Annotated in this window: 13 protein-coding genes; 1 reads left to right on the plus strand and 12 read right to left on the minus strand. The window is 41.2% G+C overall.

From position 1 onward, the window contains the following. Window positions 1-3 precede the first annotated feature (3 nt). The 11 genes from AC07UV_RS17695 to fucP all read right to left on the minus strand — a co-directional run bounded on the left by AC07UV_RS17695 (window position 4) and on the right by fucP (window position 12,873). Window positions 4-1,767 carry an L-fucose isomerase gene (locus AC07UV_RS17695; protein WP_495184681.1) on the minus strand — a complete coding sequence of 588 codons (1,764 nt, stop codon included), beginning with the start codon at window positions 1,765-1,767 and terminating at the stop codon, window positions 4-6. A gap of 5 nt (window positions 1,768-1,772) precedes the next feature. Beyond that, complete coding sequence (locus AC07UV_RS17700; protein ID WP_495184682.1) at window positions 1,773-3,011, minus strand: DUF6786 family protein; 1,239 nt, start codon at window positions 3,009-3,011, stop codon at window positions 1,773-1,775. An 11-nt stretch (window positions 3,012-3,022) separates the two neighbouring features. After that, window positions 3,023-4,171 carry a glycoside hydrolase family 172 protein gene (locus AC07UV_RS17705; RefSeq protein ID WP_495184683.1) on the minus strand — a complete coding sequence of 383 codons (1,149 nt, stop codon included), beginning with the start codon at window positions 4,169-4,171 and terminating at the stop codon, window positions 3,023-3,025. Between the two features lie 574 nt (window positions 4,172-4,745). Next, a complete protein-coding gene (locus AC07UV_RS17710; RefSeq protein WP_495184684.1) occupies window positions 4,746-5,534 on the minus strand; it encodes an L-fucose dehydrogenase in 789 nt (262 codons plus the stop codon). Between the two features lie 195 nt (window positions 5,535-5,729). Beyond that, window positions 5,730-6,632, minus strand: coding sequence for an amidohydrolase family protein (locus AC07UV_RS17715; protein WP_495184685.1), 903 nt, complete (start codon window positions 6,630-6,632; stop codon window positions 5,730-5,732). After that, on the minus strand, window positions 6,583-7,440 hold the full coding sequence (locus AC07UV_RS17720) for a fumarylacetoacetate hydrolase family protein (RefSeq protein ID WP_282249829.1): 858 nt from the start codon (window positions 7,438-7,440) through the stop codon (window positions 6,583-6,585). The genes AC07UV_RS17715 and AC07UV_RS17720 overlap by 50 nt, the downstream gene beginning before the upstream one ends. Window positions 7,441-7,502: 62 nt before the next feature. Then, window positions 7,503-8,267 (minus strand): SDR family NAD(P)-dependent oxidoreductase, encoded by a 765-nt coding sequence (locus tag AC07UV_RS17725; protein ID WP_282249830.1) that lies wholly within the window; start codon window positions 8,265-8,267, stop codon window positions 7,503-7,505. A gap of 2 nt (window positions 8,268-8,269) precedes the next feature. Further along, entirely contained in the window at window positions 8,270-9,583 is a 1,314-nt protein-coding gene (locus tag AC07UV_RS17730; protein WP_495184686.1) for an alpha-L-fucosidase, read from the minus strand. A gap of 20 nt (window positions 9,584-9,603) precedes the next feature. Next, window positions 9,604-11,262, minus strand: a complete 1,659-nt coding sequence (locus tag AC07UV_RS17735) for a UxaA family hydrolase (protein ID WP_282249832.1) — start codon at window positions 11,260-11,262, stop codon at window positions 9,604-9,606. A gap of 3 nt (window positions 11,263-11,265) precedes the next feature. Next, complete coding sequence (locus AC07UV_RS17740) at window positions 11,266-11,598, minus strand: L-rhamnose mutarotase (protein ID WP_495184687.1); 333 nt, start codon at window positions 11,596-11,598, stop codon at window positions 11,266-11,268. Window positions 11,599-11,607: 9 nt separating this feature from the next. Continuing rightward, complete coding sequence (gene fucP / locus AC07UV_RS17745) at window positions 11,608-12,873, minus strand: L-fucose:H+ symporter permease (RefSeq protein WP_282249842.1); 1,266 nt, start codon at window positions 12,871-12,873, stop codon at window positions 11,608-11,610. 142 nt (window positions 12,874-13,015) lie between these two features. On the opposite strand from fucP, the gene AC07UV_RS17750 reads away from it, so the two are divergent. Continuing rightward, on the plus strand, window positions 13,016-13,879 hold the full coding sequence (locus AC07UV_RS17750; protein ID WP_282249844.1) for an AraC family transcriptional regulator: 864 nt from the start codon (window positions 13,016-13,018) through the stop codon (window positions 13,877-13,879). Here the strand turns inward: AC07UV_RS17750 and AC07UV_RS17755 are convergent. After that, on the minus strand, window positions 13,868-14,836 hold the full coding sequence (locus AC07UV_RS17755) for an NAD(P)H-quinone oxidoreductase (protein WP_495184688.1): 969 nt from the start codon (window positions 14,834-14,836) through the stop codon (window positions 13,868-13,870). The genes AC07UV_RS17750 and AC07UV_RS17755 overlap by 12 nt on opposite strands. Window positions 14,837-14,838: the final 2 nt, after the last annotated feature.

Genomic DNA, 14,838 nt, shown 5'->3' on the forward strand with positions numbered 1-14,838 from the left:
ATCTTATTTATACAGGGGTCCATATACCTGGCATGCTCTATAATCGCTGCCCTCACTGTCCATTCCAAAAGCTCCCCATGCCGATGGTCGAAAGATTACCTCCTGCGCTACATTATGCATATTGACAGGAATGCGTAACATGGCTGCCATCGTAATCAGATCTGCACCAATATGCCCATAGCTAATGGCGCCATGATTGGAACCCCAATTGGCCATAACGGCATATACACTAGAAAAATTAGTTTCTCCGGTCAAGCGTGGTACAAACCAGGTGGTTGGCCAGATTTTATCTGTGCGTTCATCCAATATACGATGGACATCTTCTGGTAGATCGATTGTCCATCCCTCAGCAATTTGCAAAACTGGCCCTACCCCCTTAATGAGATTGAGGCGGCACATGGTTACAGGCATTCCCCCTTCAGTGACAAACTTGGACGAAAAACCACCGCCTCGCATATAATCTCGATTGGAGGGATAAAATGTGGTGGCCTTCAGACAGGCATCCACTTCTTTATCCGAAATTTCCCAATGTGGTTTCATCACAGGCTTATCCCCAAGACGCTGTTTCCCCGTACCATCAAGGGTCGCCGATCCGGAATTAATTAAGTGCAGAAATCCATCCGCAGCCCTTCCCTCAGGTTTCCAACCAGACACGCGCTTCACGGCCTTAGGACTCCAATAAGTCCGCACATCAGCAAAGATCTGCGCAGTATTGGTCAATAGATAATTAAACAGCATGGATACTCCATTCAAAGCATCGTTTTCAGTAGCCACCAAATAAGGTGCACGTATGCCATTCCAATCAAATGACGAATTCAATAGTGCTTCGGAAAAATCACCATCTGGTAAGAAATCTGTCCATTGCCGTTGCCCCTGAAATCCAGCCAAGAGCGCATGGTGGCCTTGTGCTTCTTCTCCAAAGCCTTGATCGACAAGTCTTGGATTGCCGATCATGAGATCACGCATAATCATCGTCATCTTGACAACAAACTCCCAATCCTGATCTTTCTCTTCGCGGTTTTTGACATTCTTTGGTTGATTAAAGTCTTCACCCTCCTGACAATGTTCACGCGTCCACTTCAATGCTAATTTAAACTCCTCCGGATCAAAAATATTTTGTTGTATCCGGCGTAAGATTTCTGAGGAATCCACATACTCATTACGCATACCAAGGTAACTTTGAAAAAAATCAGCGTCTACAATGGACCCCGCTATTCCCATCGAAACCGAGCCGATAGCCAAATAGGATTTGCCCCGCATGATTGCCACAGCTAATCCTGCTCTCGCAAAGGCTAGTAACTTCACACACACATCCTCCGGTATATGCTGGTCGCCCATGTCCTGTACATCCTTACCATAGATCCCAAAGGCTGGTAAGCCCTTTTGATTATGAGCGGCCAAGGTTGCCGCCAAGTATACTGCTCCTGGTCGTTCGGTGCCATTAAAACCCCAAATTGCTTTGGGTAACAGTGGATTCATATCCATCGTTTCAGAACCATAACACCAACAGGGGGTAACAGAAAGCGATACACCGACATTCTCACGCTCAAACTTATCGGCACAGTCTGCGGCTTCTTTTACACCACCAATACAGGTATCCGCGACAACACAGACCACTGGTGTTCCATCGGGATATTTCAATTCGGTGTTAAACAATGCCACGACAGCTTTAGCCATATTCATTGTTGTTTCTTCCAAAGATTCGCGTATACCGCCCAGGCGACCATCGATAATAGGGCGAATACCAATTTTAGGATATGTTTTCATATTTGTTACTTTTTAGGTTGACCAAAAATTGTTGAAACACGGGCTAGGGAGGTTCCCAACACCTTCTCAGCAATTGTATTCAGCTCAGTTTTGTCTCCAGTAAAATGGAAGACACTATGTGTGTGCACAATCTGTTCATTAGGTGGAATAAAAGCCGCTGGAGAAACACTTTCAATTTCATAAAAAGGCCCCATTTGTGTACCGTCCGCTAACGGACCATCGTTATAAGCATTCATTGCATCACCTAGGAAAGGATCTTTTTTTGTCGTCCATTCCTGGTTTAGATAAGTAGCTGTATTAGCCACGTCAAAAAGGGTGATCGTAAGTACACCTTCATCAACAGCATAACTTCCGGCTATAGGTTTGGCGCGATGAGGTGGTATACCGAGTTTACCCCTTGATAAACCATCAGCTTTAAAGTATAAAACACCTTTTTCCATTGCAATCCGATCAGATTGAATCTCACCAAAGTAGTCTGTTGTGGCCACTTTACCTTCAGCTTCTTCTTTATAGGGAATTAAAATCACGGTTTCTGGTGTAGGTGTAAACATATCCAAATTCCATATGCAGGGCGCTCCTGTTTTTTTATCCCAAGTAAAATCACCTGTATTTCGCAAGCTATTGGTTGTTTTAAACCCAACAGATTTCACCTTATCCCCTAATACAATGGAAAGCATACCTTCGATCTCCTTACGTTCCAATATCTCCACCTGGCGATTAACATTTATTTTGAACTGTGTTCCAGCATAGTTTTGCAATTCCATATCCTTGGCGAGTCGCACACTTTTCGTGGAGGATGAAACCAAAGACCAACTTTCGGTGTCAATTGCCGCTGGGGTACGCCAATGATCAAAAACCATGTCTTTTTTCGGTGCAAAGAACAACGAAAAAGGCCCACCTTCTGGCCCCAGCCATAGCCGATTTTCACCACCATAAGCATTCATATGTGGATCAATAGCTTGATCAAAAGCTTTGTAGTTGATCCAGCCAAAACTCTTCCCCTCCTGACCTTCTGCGGTAGAAGTAAACACTTTCCCTTGGTATTTGGGCGAAACAATCAGCTTCGCCTCCCCTCCGGAAGCTGAAAGAACAATCAGTTGCTGATCCCATTTTTGCAGAAAAGTGAGATCATGAGCGAAATTAGGCGCAGCTTTCTGCGGGTGCCCTGGTACTTTATTATTACCCTGACAGGCTGAGAACAATACTGAGAATATCATCATAGCTTTGAATAGTTTTGTTTTCATGGTCCCGAACTTTAATTGATTTCTATCCCATTCTTTCCTGGAAGTGGTTTAAATTTGCCGTGAGGTTCTGTCTGGTACCAGTAAGCCACCGAAATAATATCAGACTTCTGCGGTAGGTATCGGTCTTCGGACCGCCAGCCCAGATCTTGAACGGTTACCTTTAGATCACCGTCAAAACGTACAGGATCCAGAATATGCCAACGGTACATGCCAAATCGCTGCTGTGAATCATATATACCATCCGGGCGGATCACTTGATGTAGACCAGCATAAGGTGTAGTAAACTCCTGATATCTACGCGTTTCTTTGTTTTCAAAATTGTAAGATCCACAAAAGTAGTCTTCCAAGCCTGTTGTGACGATCGTAGCAAACTCTTTATCGCCATCAAGGAAAAATTTGACTTCACCTTCACCCCACCAGCCCGTGTTGTTGACTCCCACAGCTAAATAGGTTCCAACGTAATGTCCTTTCCCTTTTACACCATCCAGAATGGTATGTAAGGAACCTTCTGTAGGGTGAGATCTTCGGTATTGCGCATGGAAATAAGCTTCATCATTACCAACCTCAGTCTCGGCATAATTGACTTGATAATAGAGTACCATGGGGTGAATGCTGACATTCTCCATTGTTATCTTGCATTTTTTTCGAAAAGGCATTTGCCAATAGGAGTTAAATGCACTACCTGGATTGACTGTCATCGCAAGTGAATTCAAAGGGGCGTATTTATTCCAGCCCATTCCAAAAAAGGCTCCGACAGGTGCTTCAACCGAAGGTTCGGTCTCCCCATCCCAATAAAACCGAATAATGGATTGACTCCAGTTGCCTGTCGGTGTCATCCAGATGTGCTGAATGATTCCTGATCCATCTATTTCAGCCAGCGTAAATGTCTCCCCGTCTCCAATATGGACATAAGGATTAACTTTCCATCCTACACCGAGCTCTCGGGCGGCTTTGGAAGCATTTGCCTGATTACGAGCCCCCTCCTTTTCATTAGGGACCGCCATTCCACCTTTACCTTTTCCACCGCTAAAGTTTTCAGGACTGATTGACCTTGTTTTAGCATTCGATAATTTCGATAGATTACCTAATCCATTTGAATTTTGAGCGAAAGATGTGTAACCGAACATGACTACACACCATAAAAAAATGAATCTTTTCATATACTATAATTGATTATCTTATTGATTGTATATTTTAAACAGTATAAATGAGTGTGTTGCACTCTTTTTTCCATCAGTAAGATGGAATATTTCCTATTTAAAAATTACATTCAATTGTGTAATAAAATTGAAATTTTAAATATGGACGGTTTATAATCCATGTAATATTTATTTGGAACTTATTTTATATAATCAGTTCTGTAGGATTTATTTATCTTTTTAAGCTTAATCGTTTAAACAAAAAAAGCAAAAAAAAAGCAAAAGGATCCCTCAGTTTATCTTAAGTTTATAATTATCAGTTACACAAGTATAAGCTTAATCGATTAAATAACAAAATAAAATTTATATTTTTTTTATTAACATCAAAATCCTCAGCAGATTAACTAGAAAACCAGCCTTATTTGTATGTTTTCACGGTTTTGGGCATTACACCTATTATCAGCGGGTATAAAAATAAAAAAGTCAGAAGAGTAGTTCTTCCGACTTTAACAGGCACTGCCCTATTTTCTTATCGCGTATAGCTCAATGGAACATGGCTAAACACGATGCTTCAGTTTCTTATTTTTACGGGATACTATTCCGCAATAATGGAGCGGTCCAAATGTACATAACCGCCATCAACATGGATCAATTGACCCGTCGTATGACTTGACTTGTCAGATAGCAAGAATACGGTTGTATCTGCAATTTCCTCCGACGTAGTCATGCGATTTTCCAATGGGATACGATCGGTAATCTTTTTCAATATTTCCTCCGGATTTGGTAAAGTCTGGATCCAGGTATCGTATTGTGGGGTAGCACATTCAGCAACAACAATAGCGTTTACACGGATTGAATAAGGCAACAATTCTACAGCCCATTCGCGTGTCAATGCATTTCGTCCACCATTGGAAGCGGCATAGGCTGATGTATTGCCCTGTCCGGTTTCTCCTGTTTTGGAAGATATATTGACAATACTTCCTTTAGATGCTTTCAATGCATCCAATGCATGATGCGCCATTAAATAATAATGGATCAGATTTTTATGTAATGAGGCAACAAATTTCTTATAATCACCAGATGCCAAACCCACCCCATCATTCTGTCCCGCATTATTCACCAGGCCATCTATGCGGCCATAAGCCTCCAGTGTCTTTTGTACCGCTTTTTCACAATCTTCAGGTTTGGACAATTCAGCCTCAATACACAAAGCATCAATACCGAACTGTTTCACTTCTTCCCTTACTTTTTCATTGTCGGCCTGCTTACGTCCCACAATAACAGGAATAGCCTGCTCCTTGGCCAAAGCATGCACAACAGCACGCCCTATCCCTTTTGCACCACCTGTAACAATAACAACTTTATCTTTTAAATGAAGATCCATAATAATTTTATTGAATTGTATGTTTCATTGATGAGTGTCTGTTTTCTGCATCAACGAACTCGTTTCACTGGTTATTGATTAAAGCTTATCCCAACAGCAACGAGCTGATTAGACTCGATTTATCTGCCATTGAAACAATCAGTATGCATACTTTCCCTTTCGTGCATACTGATTGTTTTTTTGGATTATATAGTTTTATAGATTATATATACGTATAGCATTCTCAGCCCAAAACGCATTTTTTTCCTTTTCTGTAAAGTCACCCAACTTATCCTCAACAATAGCGATACTTTCCTCATAGGAGGCCGCTAACAGGCATACAGGCCAGTCAGATCCAAACATAATCCTTTCTTTTCCAAAACGTAGGAAAATATGGTCTAGATACTGTTTGAAATCATCCAATTTCCATCTGGACCAATCAGCCTCTGTAGCCAGCCCGGACACTTTACAGACCACATTTGAAAACGCAGCAAGTTTATCGATAAACGCGGCCCACTCATCAAACTCCCTTGATTTAATCGGAGGTTTAGCAATATGATCCAGCACAAATTGAAGATTTGGATTTTGCTGTACACATTGCAATGTAGCCTCATAATGACGCGGACGAATCAATAAATCGTAGGTATAGCCAAACGCGGCCAATGCTTTTAACCCATTCAACACAGCTGGTCGAATCAGAAAATCTGGGTCCAACTCTCCCTCAACAATGTGGCGGAAGCCTTTGATCACCGGTAGTTCTTTATAACTTATCAACTGCTGTTCAATATCTTCGGCCTGGAGATCAATCCAGCCAACCACACCTTTGATAAAGGGGTGACTTTTGGACAGCTGAACCAAATAATTCGTTTCCGCGTCAGATTGATCAGCCTGAACCGCTACACTACCTACAAATCCATTTCGTTCCAATACAAACTGAATATCCAATGGCGTGAAATCCCGTTTAATAACGAGCATCTCGTCTGTAATCCAACTGTCTCTCACAGGATCGAATTGCCAAAAATGCTGATGGGTATCTATACGCATAATAAAACCTAAAATAGGAAATAAATTAATTCTTTGAATAAGCAACCACAGTCTGACGCGATTCGCCAAGTCCATCTGCACCCAATTCAATCACATCACCAGGGTTCAAGTAAATAGGAGGATTAAATCCAAGGCCTACACCAGCAGGAGTTCCTGTTGAAATCACATCTCCAGGTAATAGGGTCATAAATCTAGAAACATAGGAAACAACATGTGCGATTGAAAAAATTAAATCTTTGGTATTTCCATCCTGATAGGTTTTACCATTAACTTTCAACCAGATACGTACATTATTAATATCCTTGATCTCTTCTTTGGTAGCCATAAATGGTCCCATCGGTGCAAATGTATCACAGCCTTTTCCTTTATCCCAGGTGCCACCTCGTTCCAATTGATACTCACGTTCAGATACGTCATTGTGAAGTACATAACCCGCAACATAATCCAAAGCCTCATTTTCTTCTACATAAGAGGCTTTTTTACCAATTACAATACAAAACTCCACTTCCCAATCCGTCTTTACAGAATCTTTAGGAATCATCACATTATCGTATGGTCCTATTAATGAAGTGGTGGACTTCATAAAAATAATAGGTTCAGCAGGAATCGGTGCATTTGTTTCCTTGGCATGATCCATATAATTCAGTCCGATACAAACTATTTTAGATGGACGGGCAAAAGGTGCTCCGATACGCTCGTCTTGTGGAATTTCAATCAGTTTACCTGCATTAGCCTTGACAAATTCTTCCAAACGAGCCAAACCATCTTCTGCAAAAAATTGTTCATTGTAATCACCACCAAATGCACTTACATCGTAGTTTACTCCGTCGACCTGAACTCCAATCTTCTCTTTGCCAAAGGCTCCAAAACGTATTAATTTCATATTTTTTTATATTTGAGATATGAGATAGTAGATATGAGAATCTAATGTCTCAAATCTAATATTTAGTTATTCAATTTAATAAAACCACCATCGATAGGATAGTCATTACCTGTGATAAACCCTGCGTCATCACTACAAAGAAAAAGTGCCAGCTTAGCAATTTCTTCGGGTTGTGCCATACGACCTATTGGCTGGCTGGCAGACAGTTTTTCAAACATTTCAGCCTCTTTACCAGGATAGTTCTTCGCAATAAAACCATCTACAAAAGGGGTATGTACACGCGCTGGCGAGATACTGTTGCAACGGATACCATAAGCCATGTAATCACGTGCTACTGACAAAGACATTGCATAGATCGCACCTTTACTCATGGAATAGGCAAAACGATCCGTAATTCCTACCCACGCCGCAATCGAAGCGAGATTAAGAATAGCTCCAGAGCCTTGCGCTTTCATGATTGGCACAATAGCATACAACGCATTATAGGCCCCTTTCACATTCACATTAAAAACGCGTTCGAAGTCTTCGGATTTACAATTTTCCAAATTACCAACGTGAGCAATGCCAGCATTATTCACTAAAATATCAATTTTCCCGATATTTTGAGCTATGTCGATAATTTCCTGTTGATCGGTTACGTTACAACGATTGAACACAGCCTGCCCACCTAGAGCCAAAATTTCCGCTACTACAGCATTCCCACCTTCCTCATTTAAATCCAGAATATGGACTTTCGCTCCTTCTGTAGCAAATTGCACACTGATAGCACGACCAATCCCACTACCACCGCCTGTAATAACAGCTACTTTTTGTTCTAATTTTCCCATTGTTATTTAATTGTTAGTGTTAAAACTAGATCTGCCTCATCAGTCGATGCCGGCAAATCCAATCGTAAACTATTATCTTTATTACTAAATTTAATATCCTTATTTCCGATAAATGTCTTTACTTTCTTCACCTGATAAGGAAGCTTGGCAATATACAATTCCTTCTTTTCAGGTTTAAGGATATGCAAGTACACCTGATTTCCTTTTCGCGTTAACGCATAATCATCCGTAGGTGCTATTCCCCCAGCTTCAGTTCCATAGATAGTCTCGCCATAAACAGCTAGCCACTTACCAAGATCTTTTAAGCGATCTTGTTGATAGTCCTGAATCTCGCCATTCGGCATCGGTCCTACATTGAGTAACAAGTTTGAACCATGTCCCGCAGCTTTAACCAAGTAAGTCAATACCTCTCTAAACGATTTACGTGTTCTATCTTTTAATTCAAAGCCCCAAGATCCAGCGATGGTACCACAGACCTCTTTAGGCAATTTGCCTACATCATGTGCACTTGTTCCAAATCCTGTCGTGTTTTCCCCTGGCAGATCACGTTCAAACATCTGAAAGTCTTCTCCTTCAAAAGGCGCTAAATGATGATTATTACCCACCAAACATTGTGGCTGCAACTTATGTATCAACTCATAGATTTCTTTAAAATGCCAATCTTCTTTAGGTTTGTTCCAATGACCATCAAACCAAATCCCATCAACTTGACCATAACTTGTAAGAAGCTCAGTCAACTGACTTTTCATAAATTGGACATAACGATTCCAATCACCTTTTGTAGAATCACGCCCAGCGATGCCACCTCCTGTTTTACCAGCAGGTAGATAATCGTTACGGTTCCAATCCAAAAGCGAGTAATAAAACATGACTTTTATTCCTTCTGCATGACATGCTGCTACCAACTCTTTTACGATATCACGCTTGAATGGTGATTTTTTCACGATGTTATAATCCGAAGTTTGGCTATTCCACATGGCGAAACCATCGTGGTGCCTTGTCGTGAATGTAATATATTTTGCACCGGCCTGTTTAAATAATTTAGCCCACTCTTTTGCATCAAAAGAAATGGGATTAAAAAATTTAGGCAACAGTGCATACTCATCCAAGCTGATGTTCTGATTATTCATGACCCACTCACCATCGCCCAACACACTATAGACACCCCAATGGATAAAGACCCCGAATCGAGATTGTTCGAACCATTCCCTATTTTTTAAATTTTCAGGACTTGGCTGGTACTGTTGTTGGCTATAACTATAGGATAGTGATCCTATGAGCAAGGCCAAACTGCAGATGACATGTTTTAATTTCATTATGTTTGATTTTTGGTTATTTACAAAGAAACGCCCCTTCGCCAAGGAATAAAATCATCCTGTCCCAACAAGACTGCTTTAGGCTTGACCTCACCTGAAGCAACTTCAATTACATAATCAAGTATACGATGTGCTGCCTTTTCAATAGTCTCTGTACCTTCGATAATGGTACCACAGTTAAGATCTATGATATCAGGCATTTTTTCAAAAGTCTTTGTATTTGTCGATAGCTTTACAACTGGCGTAATCGGATTTCCCGTAGGCGTACCCAATCCTGTCGTAAATAAGACAATATTAGCACCCGCAGCAACCTCTGCTGTGGTACTCTCCACGTCATTACCAGGTGTACATAGTAAGTTGAGCCCTGCCCCGTTAGCCAATTCTGGATAATCAATCACAGCTGCGACTGGCGAGGTACCTCCTTTTTTAGCTGCTCCTGCTGATTTGATCGCATCTGTGATTAGACCATCACGGATATTGCCCGGAGATGGGTTCATATAGAAACCCGAACCATCCGCTTCTGCTTTAGCATTGTAGGTCCGCATTAAATTCATAAATTTCTCGGCAGTAGGTTCATCGACACAGCGATCACTAAGCTCCTGCTCCACACCACACAATTCCGGAAATTCAGCTAAAATAACAGAACCGCCCAAAGTCACCAGAATATCCGAAACAAAACCAAGTGCCGGATTGGCCGAAATACCTGAGAAGCCATCTGAACCACCGCACTCCAAACCGATACATAGTTTATCTAAAGTAGCTGGCTTGCGCTCATTTTTATCCGCTTGCATCATTCCAGCGAAGGTTGCTTTGATTGCCTTTTGCATCAATTCTTTTTCAGTTCCTTCTTTTTGTTGCTCAAAGATGTATAAAGGACGGTCAAAGCCAGGATTCCTTTTCTCTATTTCAGCCTTCAAAATGGACGCCTGTGCATGTTGGCAGCCTAAACTCAATACAGTCGCACCTGCCACGTTTGGATGTGTAATATATCCCGCCAACAAACCGCATAGGGCATCAGAGTCCATACGGGTACCACCGCACCCCATTTCGTGGTTCAAAAACTTAATGCCGTCCACATTTTTAAACAAACGTTCTTGTTCATTTGATGTCGAATTAGCCAATAAATCTTGTCCCAGAATTTGGTTTACATCCGCACCGGATTTATACAAGCCGATCAAGTCTTCCACTTCGGAGTTGTAATTGTTAGCTTTGACCTTATAACCCAATTTCTCTTCGAAAGCAGCTTTTAGCGTCAATACATTTCTGTTTTCACAAAATACTAATGGAATAACCAACCAATAATTGGCAGTTCCTACCGTACCGTTCGAGCGGTGAAATCCATTGAACGTTTTCTCTTTGAAAGCAGCGATATCTGGTTTGGTCCAAGTGGTCTTGCGATCACCCATTCTAAAATCTTCGGATGCATGACGTAGATTTTCTGTTGTGATCAACTCACCTGCTTCTAAATCACCATTCAACTTCCCAACCAAAACACCATACATCAATATTTCGGCATCTTGCTCCATCGGCTGAATCGTAAACTTATGCTTGGCCGCAACGGCTTGCTTCAATGTAAACTCTTTACCTTCGAAAACAATTGCTGTTCCTTCAGCCAGGTCCTGCAATGCAACCAGGACATTATCCATTGGATGGATTTGTAAATAACGTTGTATGGCCATAACTTATACTAATTCAAATATTTTATTCATCATTACCCACTTTTCACCTGGTTTGGATCCCGGGATAGCGGCCTGATATTTCCACATCAACTGCTCCCATTCCTGAACTTTTTCATTGGCAGCATCCATAGCAGATTTTCGCTCAAATGAAAAATCCTCACCAACTTCCATATTCATAAACAATCTATTCTCAAAACGATAGATCTCCATTTTCGTTACCCCGGCATCCAAAATCGATCGCTTGATCTCTGGCCACACTGCACGGTGATAATCCTCATATTCTTTGATCAATTGTGGATCATTGACAAGATCCAATGCCATGACATACTTTTTCATTACTATCTATTAATGTGATTTAAGATTTTCTGTTTCGGCGATGCTCACGTTCCTATTCTGAAAGGCAAAAGCCAATACCACGACAAAACATACTAAAGGCACAAAATAACCATATTGAAAATGGCCTGTTGTATCCGATATTAAGCCCAAAAGTGGTGGCAATAACGCTCCGCCAACAATAGACATGACAATCAGACTCGAAGCTGATTTAGTATCTGCACCAATACCTTGTACTCCAAAAGCAAAGATGGTCGGAAACATAATGGACATAAAAAATGCGATTCCAATCAAGGCATATAATGTTTGTACCCCTGTTCCAAAAATAACGAACAGTGATAATGCAATCGTAACAAATGAATATATGATCAACAGTTTGGATGCTGAAACAAAACGCATAAAGAAGGTTCCAATAAATCGACCTAACATAAATGCTAATCCTGCAAAACCTGCATAGTCCGCACCATCTTTCCCTGATATCCCCGCTACTTCTGTCGCGTATAGAACCAAAAAGCTTAAGATACAGACCTGAGCACCAACATAAAAAAACTGAGCAATGACCGCCCATCTTACATTTTTATGTCTCAAGGCATGAAAGAAACCTGCTTTACCCTCTTCCTCATCATCCTTGATATCAGGCAATTTGGTAAAGAAGAACAAAGCTGCAATCAACAGGATCAATACGCCTAAAACAAGGTAAGGCATCTTTACTGAAGCTGTTTCCGACTGGATGTAAGCCAGTTTGGCCTGTTCAGCCATCTGCGCAAGTTCTTCTTGCGATTTCGGTTCATGCGACAAGATAAATTTCCCACCGAATATCGGTGCCAAGAATGCTGCAAGACCATTGAATGACTGCGCAAAATTCAGCCGTTGAGCAGATGTTGCAGGATCACCTAAAATAGCGACATACGGGTTAGCCGCTGTTTCCAAGATAGTCAAACCACATGCGACCACAAACAAGGCCCCCAAAAAGAAAGCATAACTTATGGTATTTGCTGCAGGAACAAATAAAAAACAACCTAGCGCGAAAAATAACAATCCGATCAGAATACCGGCCTTGTAGCCATAACGTTTCATAATAATTCCCGCAGGGATTGCCATCACAAAATAGGCAATAAATACCGCTGAATCGACCAAAGAAGCCTGGAAATGCGATAAACTAAAGGCATTCCTCAAGTGTGGAATCAAGATCGGATCAAGGTTATGGATAAATCCCCAAAAGAAGAACAAGGAGGTCACCAAAATCAAGGCAAATGTGTAACTCTTTTTGTTAGTCATATATTCAAATGGTTATAAGTAGTTATTTATGTAAAATAAGCCTAAAAAACCTAGACAATATTCAAGTATATTATCAATTTATTAAGCTATATTACCATATCTAAACAAGAATATGTAACTTTAATGCATATATTTCATAGTTATGAAAGCACAATTACTCCATTTAAACAACAATCTCACCCATTCATTCAACGCAAGAAGAGATAATACACCACAATACCACAACATTTGGCATTATCACGAAGAACTTGAATTAATCTATTTTGCAGAGGGCTCTGGCACACAGTTTATTGGAGACAGCGTTCGCCGTTTTGAATCCGGAGATATTACACTAGTAGGCTCCAATCTCCCTCATTATTGGCTGTTTGATGAAATCTACCTAAGGGAAGATAATCCACAAGCAGCAGATATACGTGTACTGCATTTTAAAGAAAATTTCTGGGGGAATGAATTCACGAACCTGCCTGAAAACAAAAACATCAAAGAGTTGATACGGATTTCGAAACGAGGAATAGCACTTTCTAAATCAAATAAGGCTGAGACAATAGCACATATTGATGCAATACTAGACAACGCTGACACAACAAGAATCATCCACCTATTGCAGATCCTCACATCCATCGCAACAGAAGAGCAGCATGACCTATTAACCAGCACTGGCTTTACGATTCAATCTCAGGATCAGGATGCTGACCGCATGCGGATAGCCATGCACTACATCGGCGAAAATTATCGCGATCAGATCCGTCTACATGAGCTTGCCTCATTGACAGGAATGACGCCCAATTCATTTTGTCGTTATTTTAAATCGCAGATAGGTAAGACACTTTTTCAGTTTCTAATTGAAATGCGTGTAAAGACGGCTTGTAATTTATTACTTGAAAATAAGCAAACGATTAAGCAAATCTGTTTCGAATCTGGATTTCAAAACTTCTCAAGCTTTCATAAATATTTCAAGAATATCACGGGTACGACCCCGCTTAACTATCAGAAATCAAAAACTTAATACGATTTTTCCCAACAAATTCGAATCCTCCATGAATTGATGTGCCTTTGCAGCTTCATGATAAGGCAAAACACGAAACAGTCTGGGTTTAAAATCACCAGAAATAATCTTTGGCCATACCTCAGCCCAGATCTCATTACGTAATGTTTCTTTAAATTGATGATCTCTTGCTCGTAAGGTACTTCCGGTAAGTAGAATTCTTTTTTGCATCAATTTGAGCAAGTTGATTTCCGCTTTAGCCCCTTGCATTGCATTGATATAGACTAGACGGCCATCGGGGTTCAAGAGATTGATGTTTTTTTCGAAATAGGCACCACCTATACTGTCTAAAATCACATCAACTCCCAAGTCGGCTAGCACTTCTTGGAAGTCTTGGGTCCTATAGTTTATTACTTTTGATGCACCTAGAGATTGGCAAAAAAGACCTTTCTCCTCCGAACTAACAGTTGTATAAACTTCCGCACCGAATAGTGCACCTAATTGAATAGCTGTACTACCGATTCCGCCTGCTCCACCATGCACCAGGAAGTGTTCTCCAGATTGTAGTTTTCCCCTGCGAAAGACATTGTCCCACACGGTGAATACTGTCTCAGGGAGTGCTGCCGCTTCCTCAAAACTTAGATTGGCTGGAATAGGTAGGCAATGCCCCTGGTAAACAGAAACGTAACTAGCATACCCCCCTCCTGCAACCAGCGCACACACCGAGTCACCAATATTCCAGCTATCGACCAAAGAGCCTTTCTCCACAATAACACCTGCCACTTCGAGCCCCGGGATACGTGGATCAACACCTGGAGGGGCTGGATAATTTCCCTTTCGCTGGAAAACATCTGGCCTATTCACACCAGCGGCCCTGACTGCGATCAATACATCCATATCTCCGATCTGTGGTCGCTCCAGCTCCTCAACCGTTAATACCTCAGGATCACCTGGCCTGCTTATCACAACTGCTTTCATCT

This window comes from Sphingobacterium sp. GW821-FHT03E03 (assembly GCF_059420745.1).

Coding starts and splice junctions, on each gene's coding strand:
- AC07UV_RS17695 (WP_495184681.1), bottom strand. CDS start 1,767: ATGAAAACATATCCTAAAATTGGTATTCGCCCTATTATCGATGGTCGC.
- AC07UV_RS17700 (WP_495184682.1), bottom strand. CDS start 3,011: ATGAAAACAAAACTATTCAAAGCTATGATGATATTCTCAGTATTGTTC.
- AC07UV_RS17705 (WP_495184683.1), bottom strand. CDS start 4,171: ATGAAAAGATTCATTTTTTTATGGTGTGTAGTCATGTTCGGTTACACA.
- AC07UV_RS17710 (WP_495184684.1), bottom strand. CDS start 5,534: ATGGATCTTCATTTAAAAGATAAAGTTGTTATTGTTACAGGTGGTGCA.
- AC07UV_RS17715 (WP_495184685.1), bottom strand. CDS start 6,632: ATGGACTTGGCGAATCGCGTCAGACTGTGGTTGCTTATTCAAAGAATT.
- AC07UV_RS17720 (WP_282249829.1), bottom strand. CDS start 7,440: ATGAAATTAATACGTTTTGGAGCCTTTGGCAAAGAGAAGATTGGAGTT.
- AC07UV_RS17725 (WP_282249830.1), bottom strand. CDS start 8,267: ATGGGAAAATTAGAACAAAAAGTAGCTGTTATTACAGGCGGTGGTAGT.
- AC07UV_RS17730 (WP_495184686.1), bottom strand. CDS start 9,583: ATGAAATTAAAACATGTCATCTGCAGTTTGGCCTTGCTCATAGGATCA.
- AC07UV_RS17735 (WP_282249832.1), bottom strand. CDS start 11,262: ATGGCCATACAACGTTATTTACAAATCCATCCAATGGATAATGTCCTG.
- AC07UV_RS17740 (WP_495184687.1), bottom strand. CDS start 11,598: ATGAAAAAGTATGTCATGGCATTGGATCTTGTCAATGATCCACAATTG.
- fucP (WP_282249842.1), bottom strand. CDS start 12,873: ATGACTAACAAAAAGAGTTACACATTTGCCTTGATTTTGGTGACCTCC.
- AC07UV_RS17750 (WP_282249844.1), top strand. CDS start 13,016: ATGAAAGCACAATTACTCCATTTAAACAACAATCTCACCCATTCATTC.
- AC07UV_RS17755 (WP_495184688.1), bottom strand. CDS start 14,836: ATGAAAGCAGTTGTGATAAGCAGGCCAGGTGATCCTGAGGTATTAACG.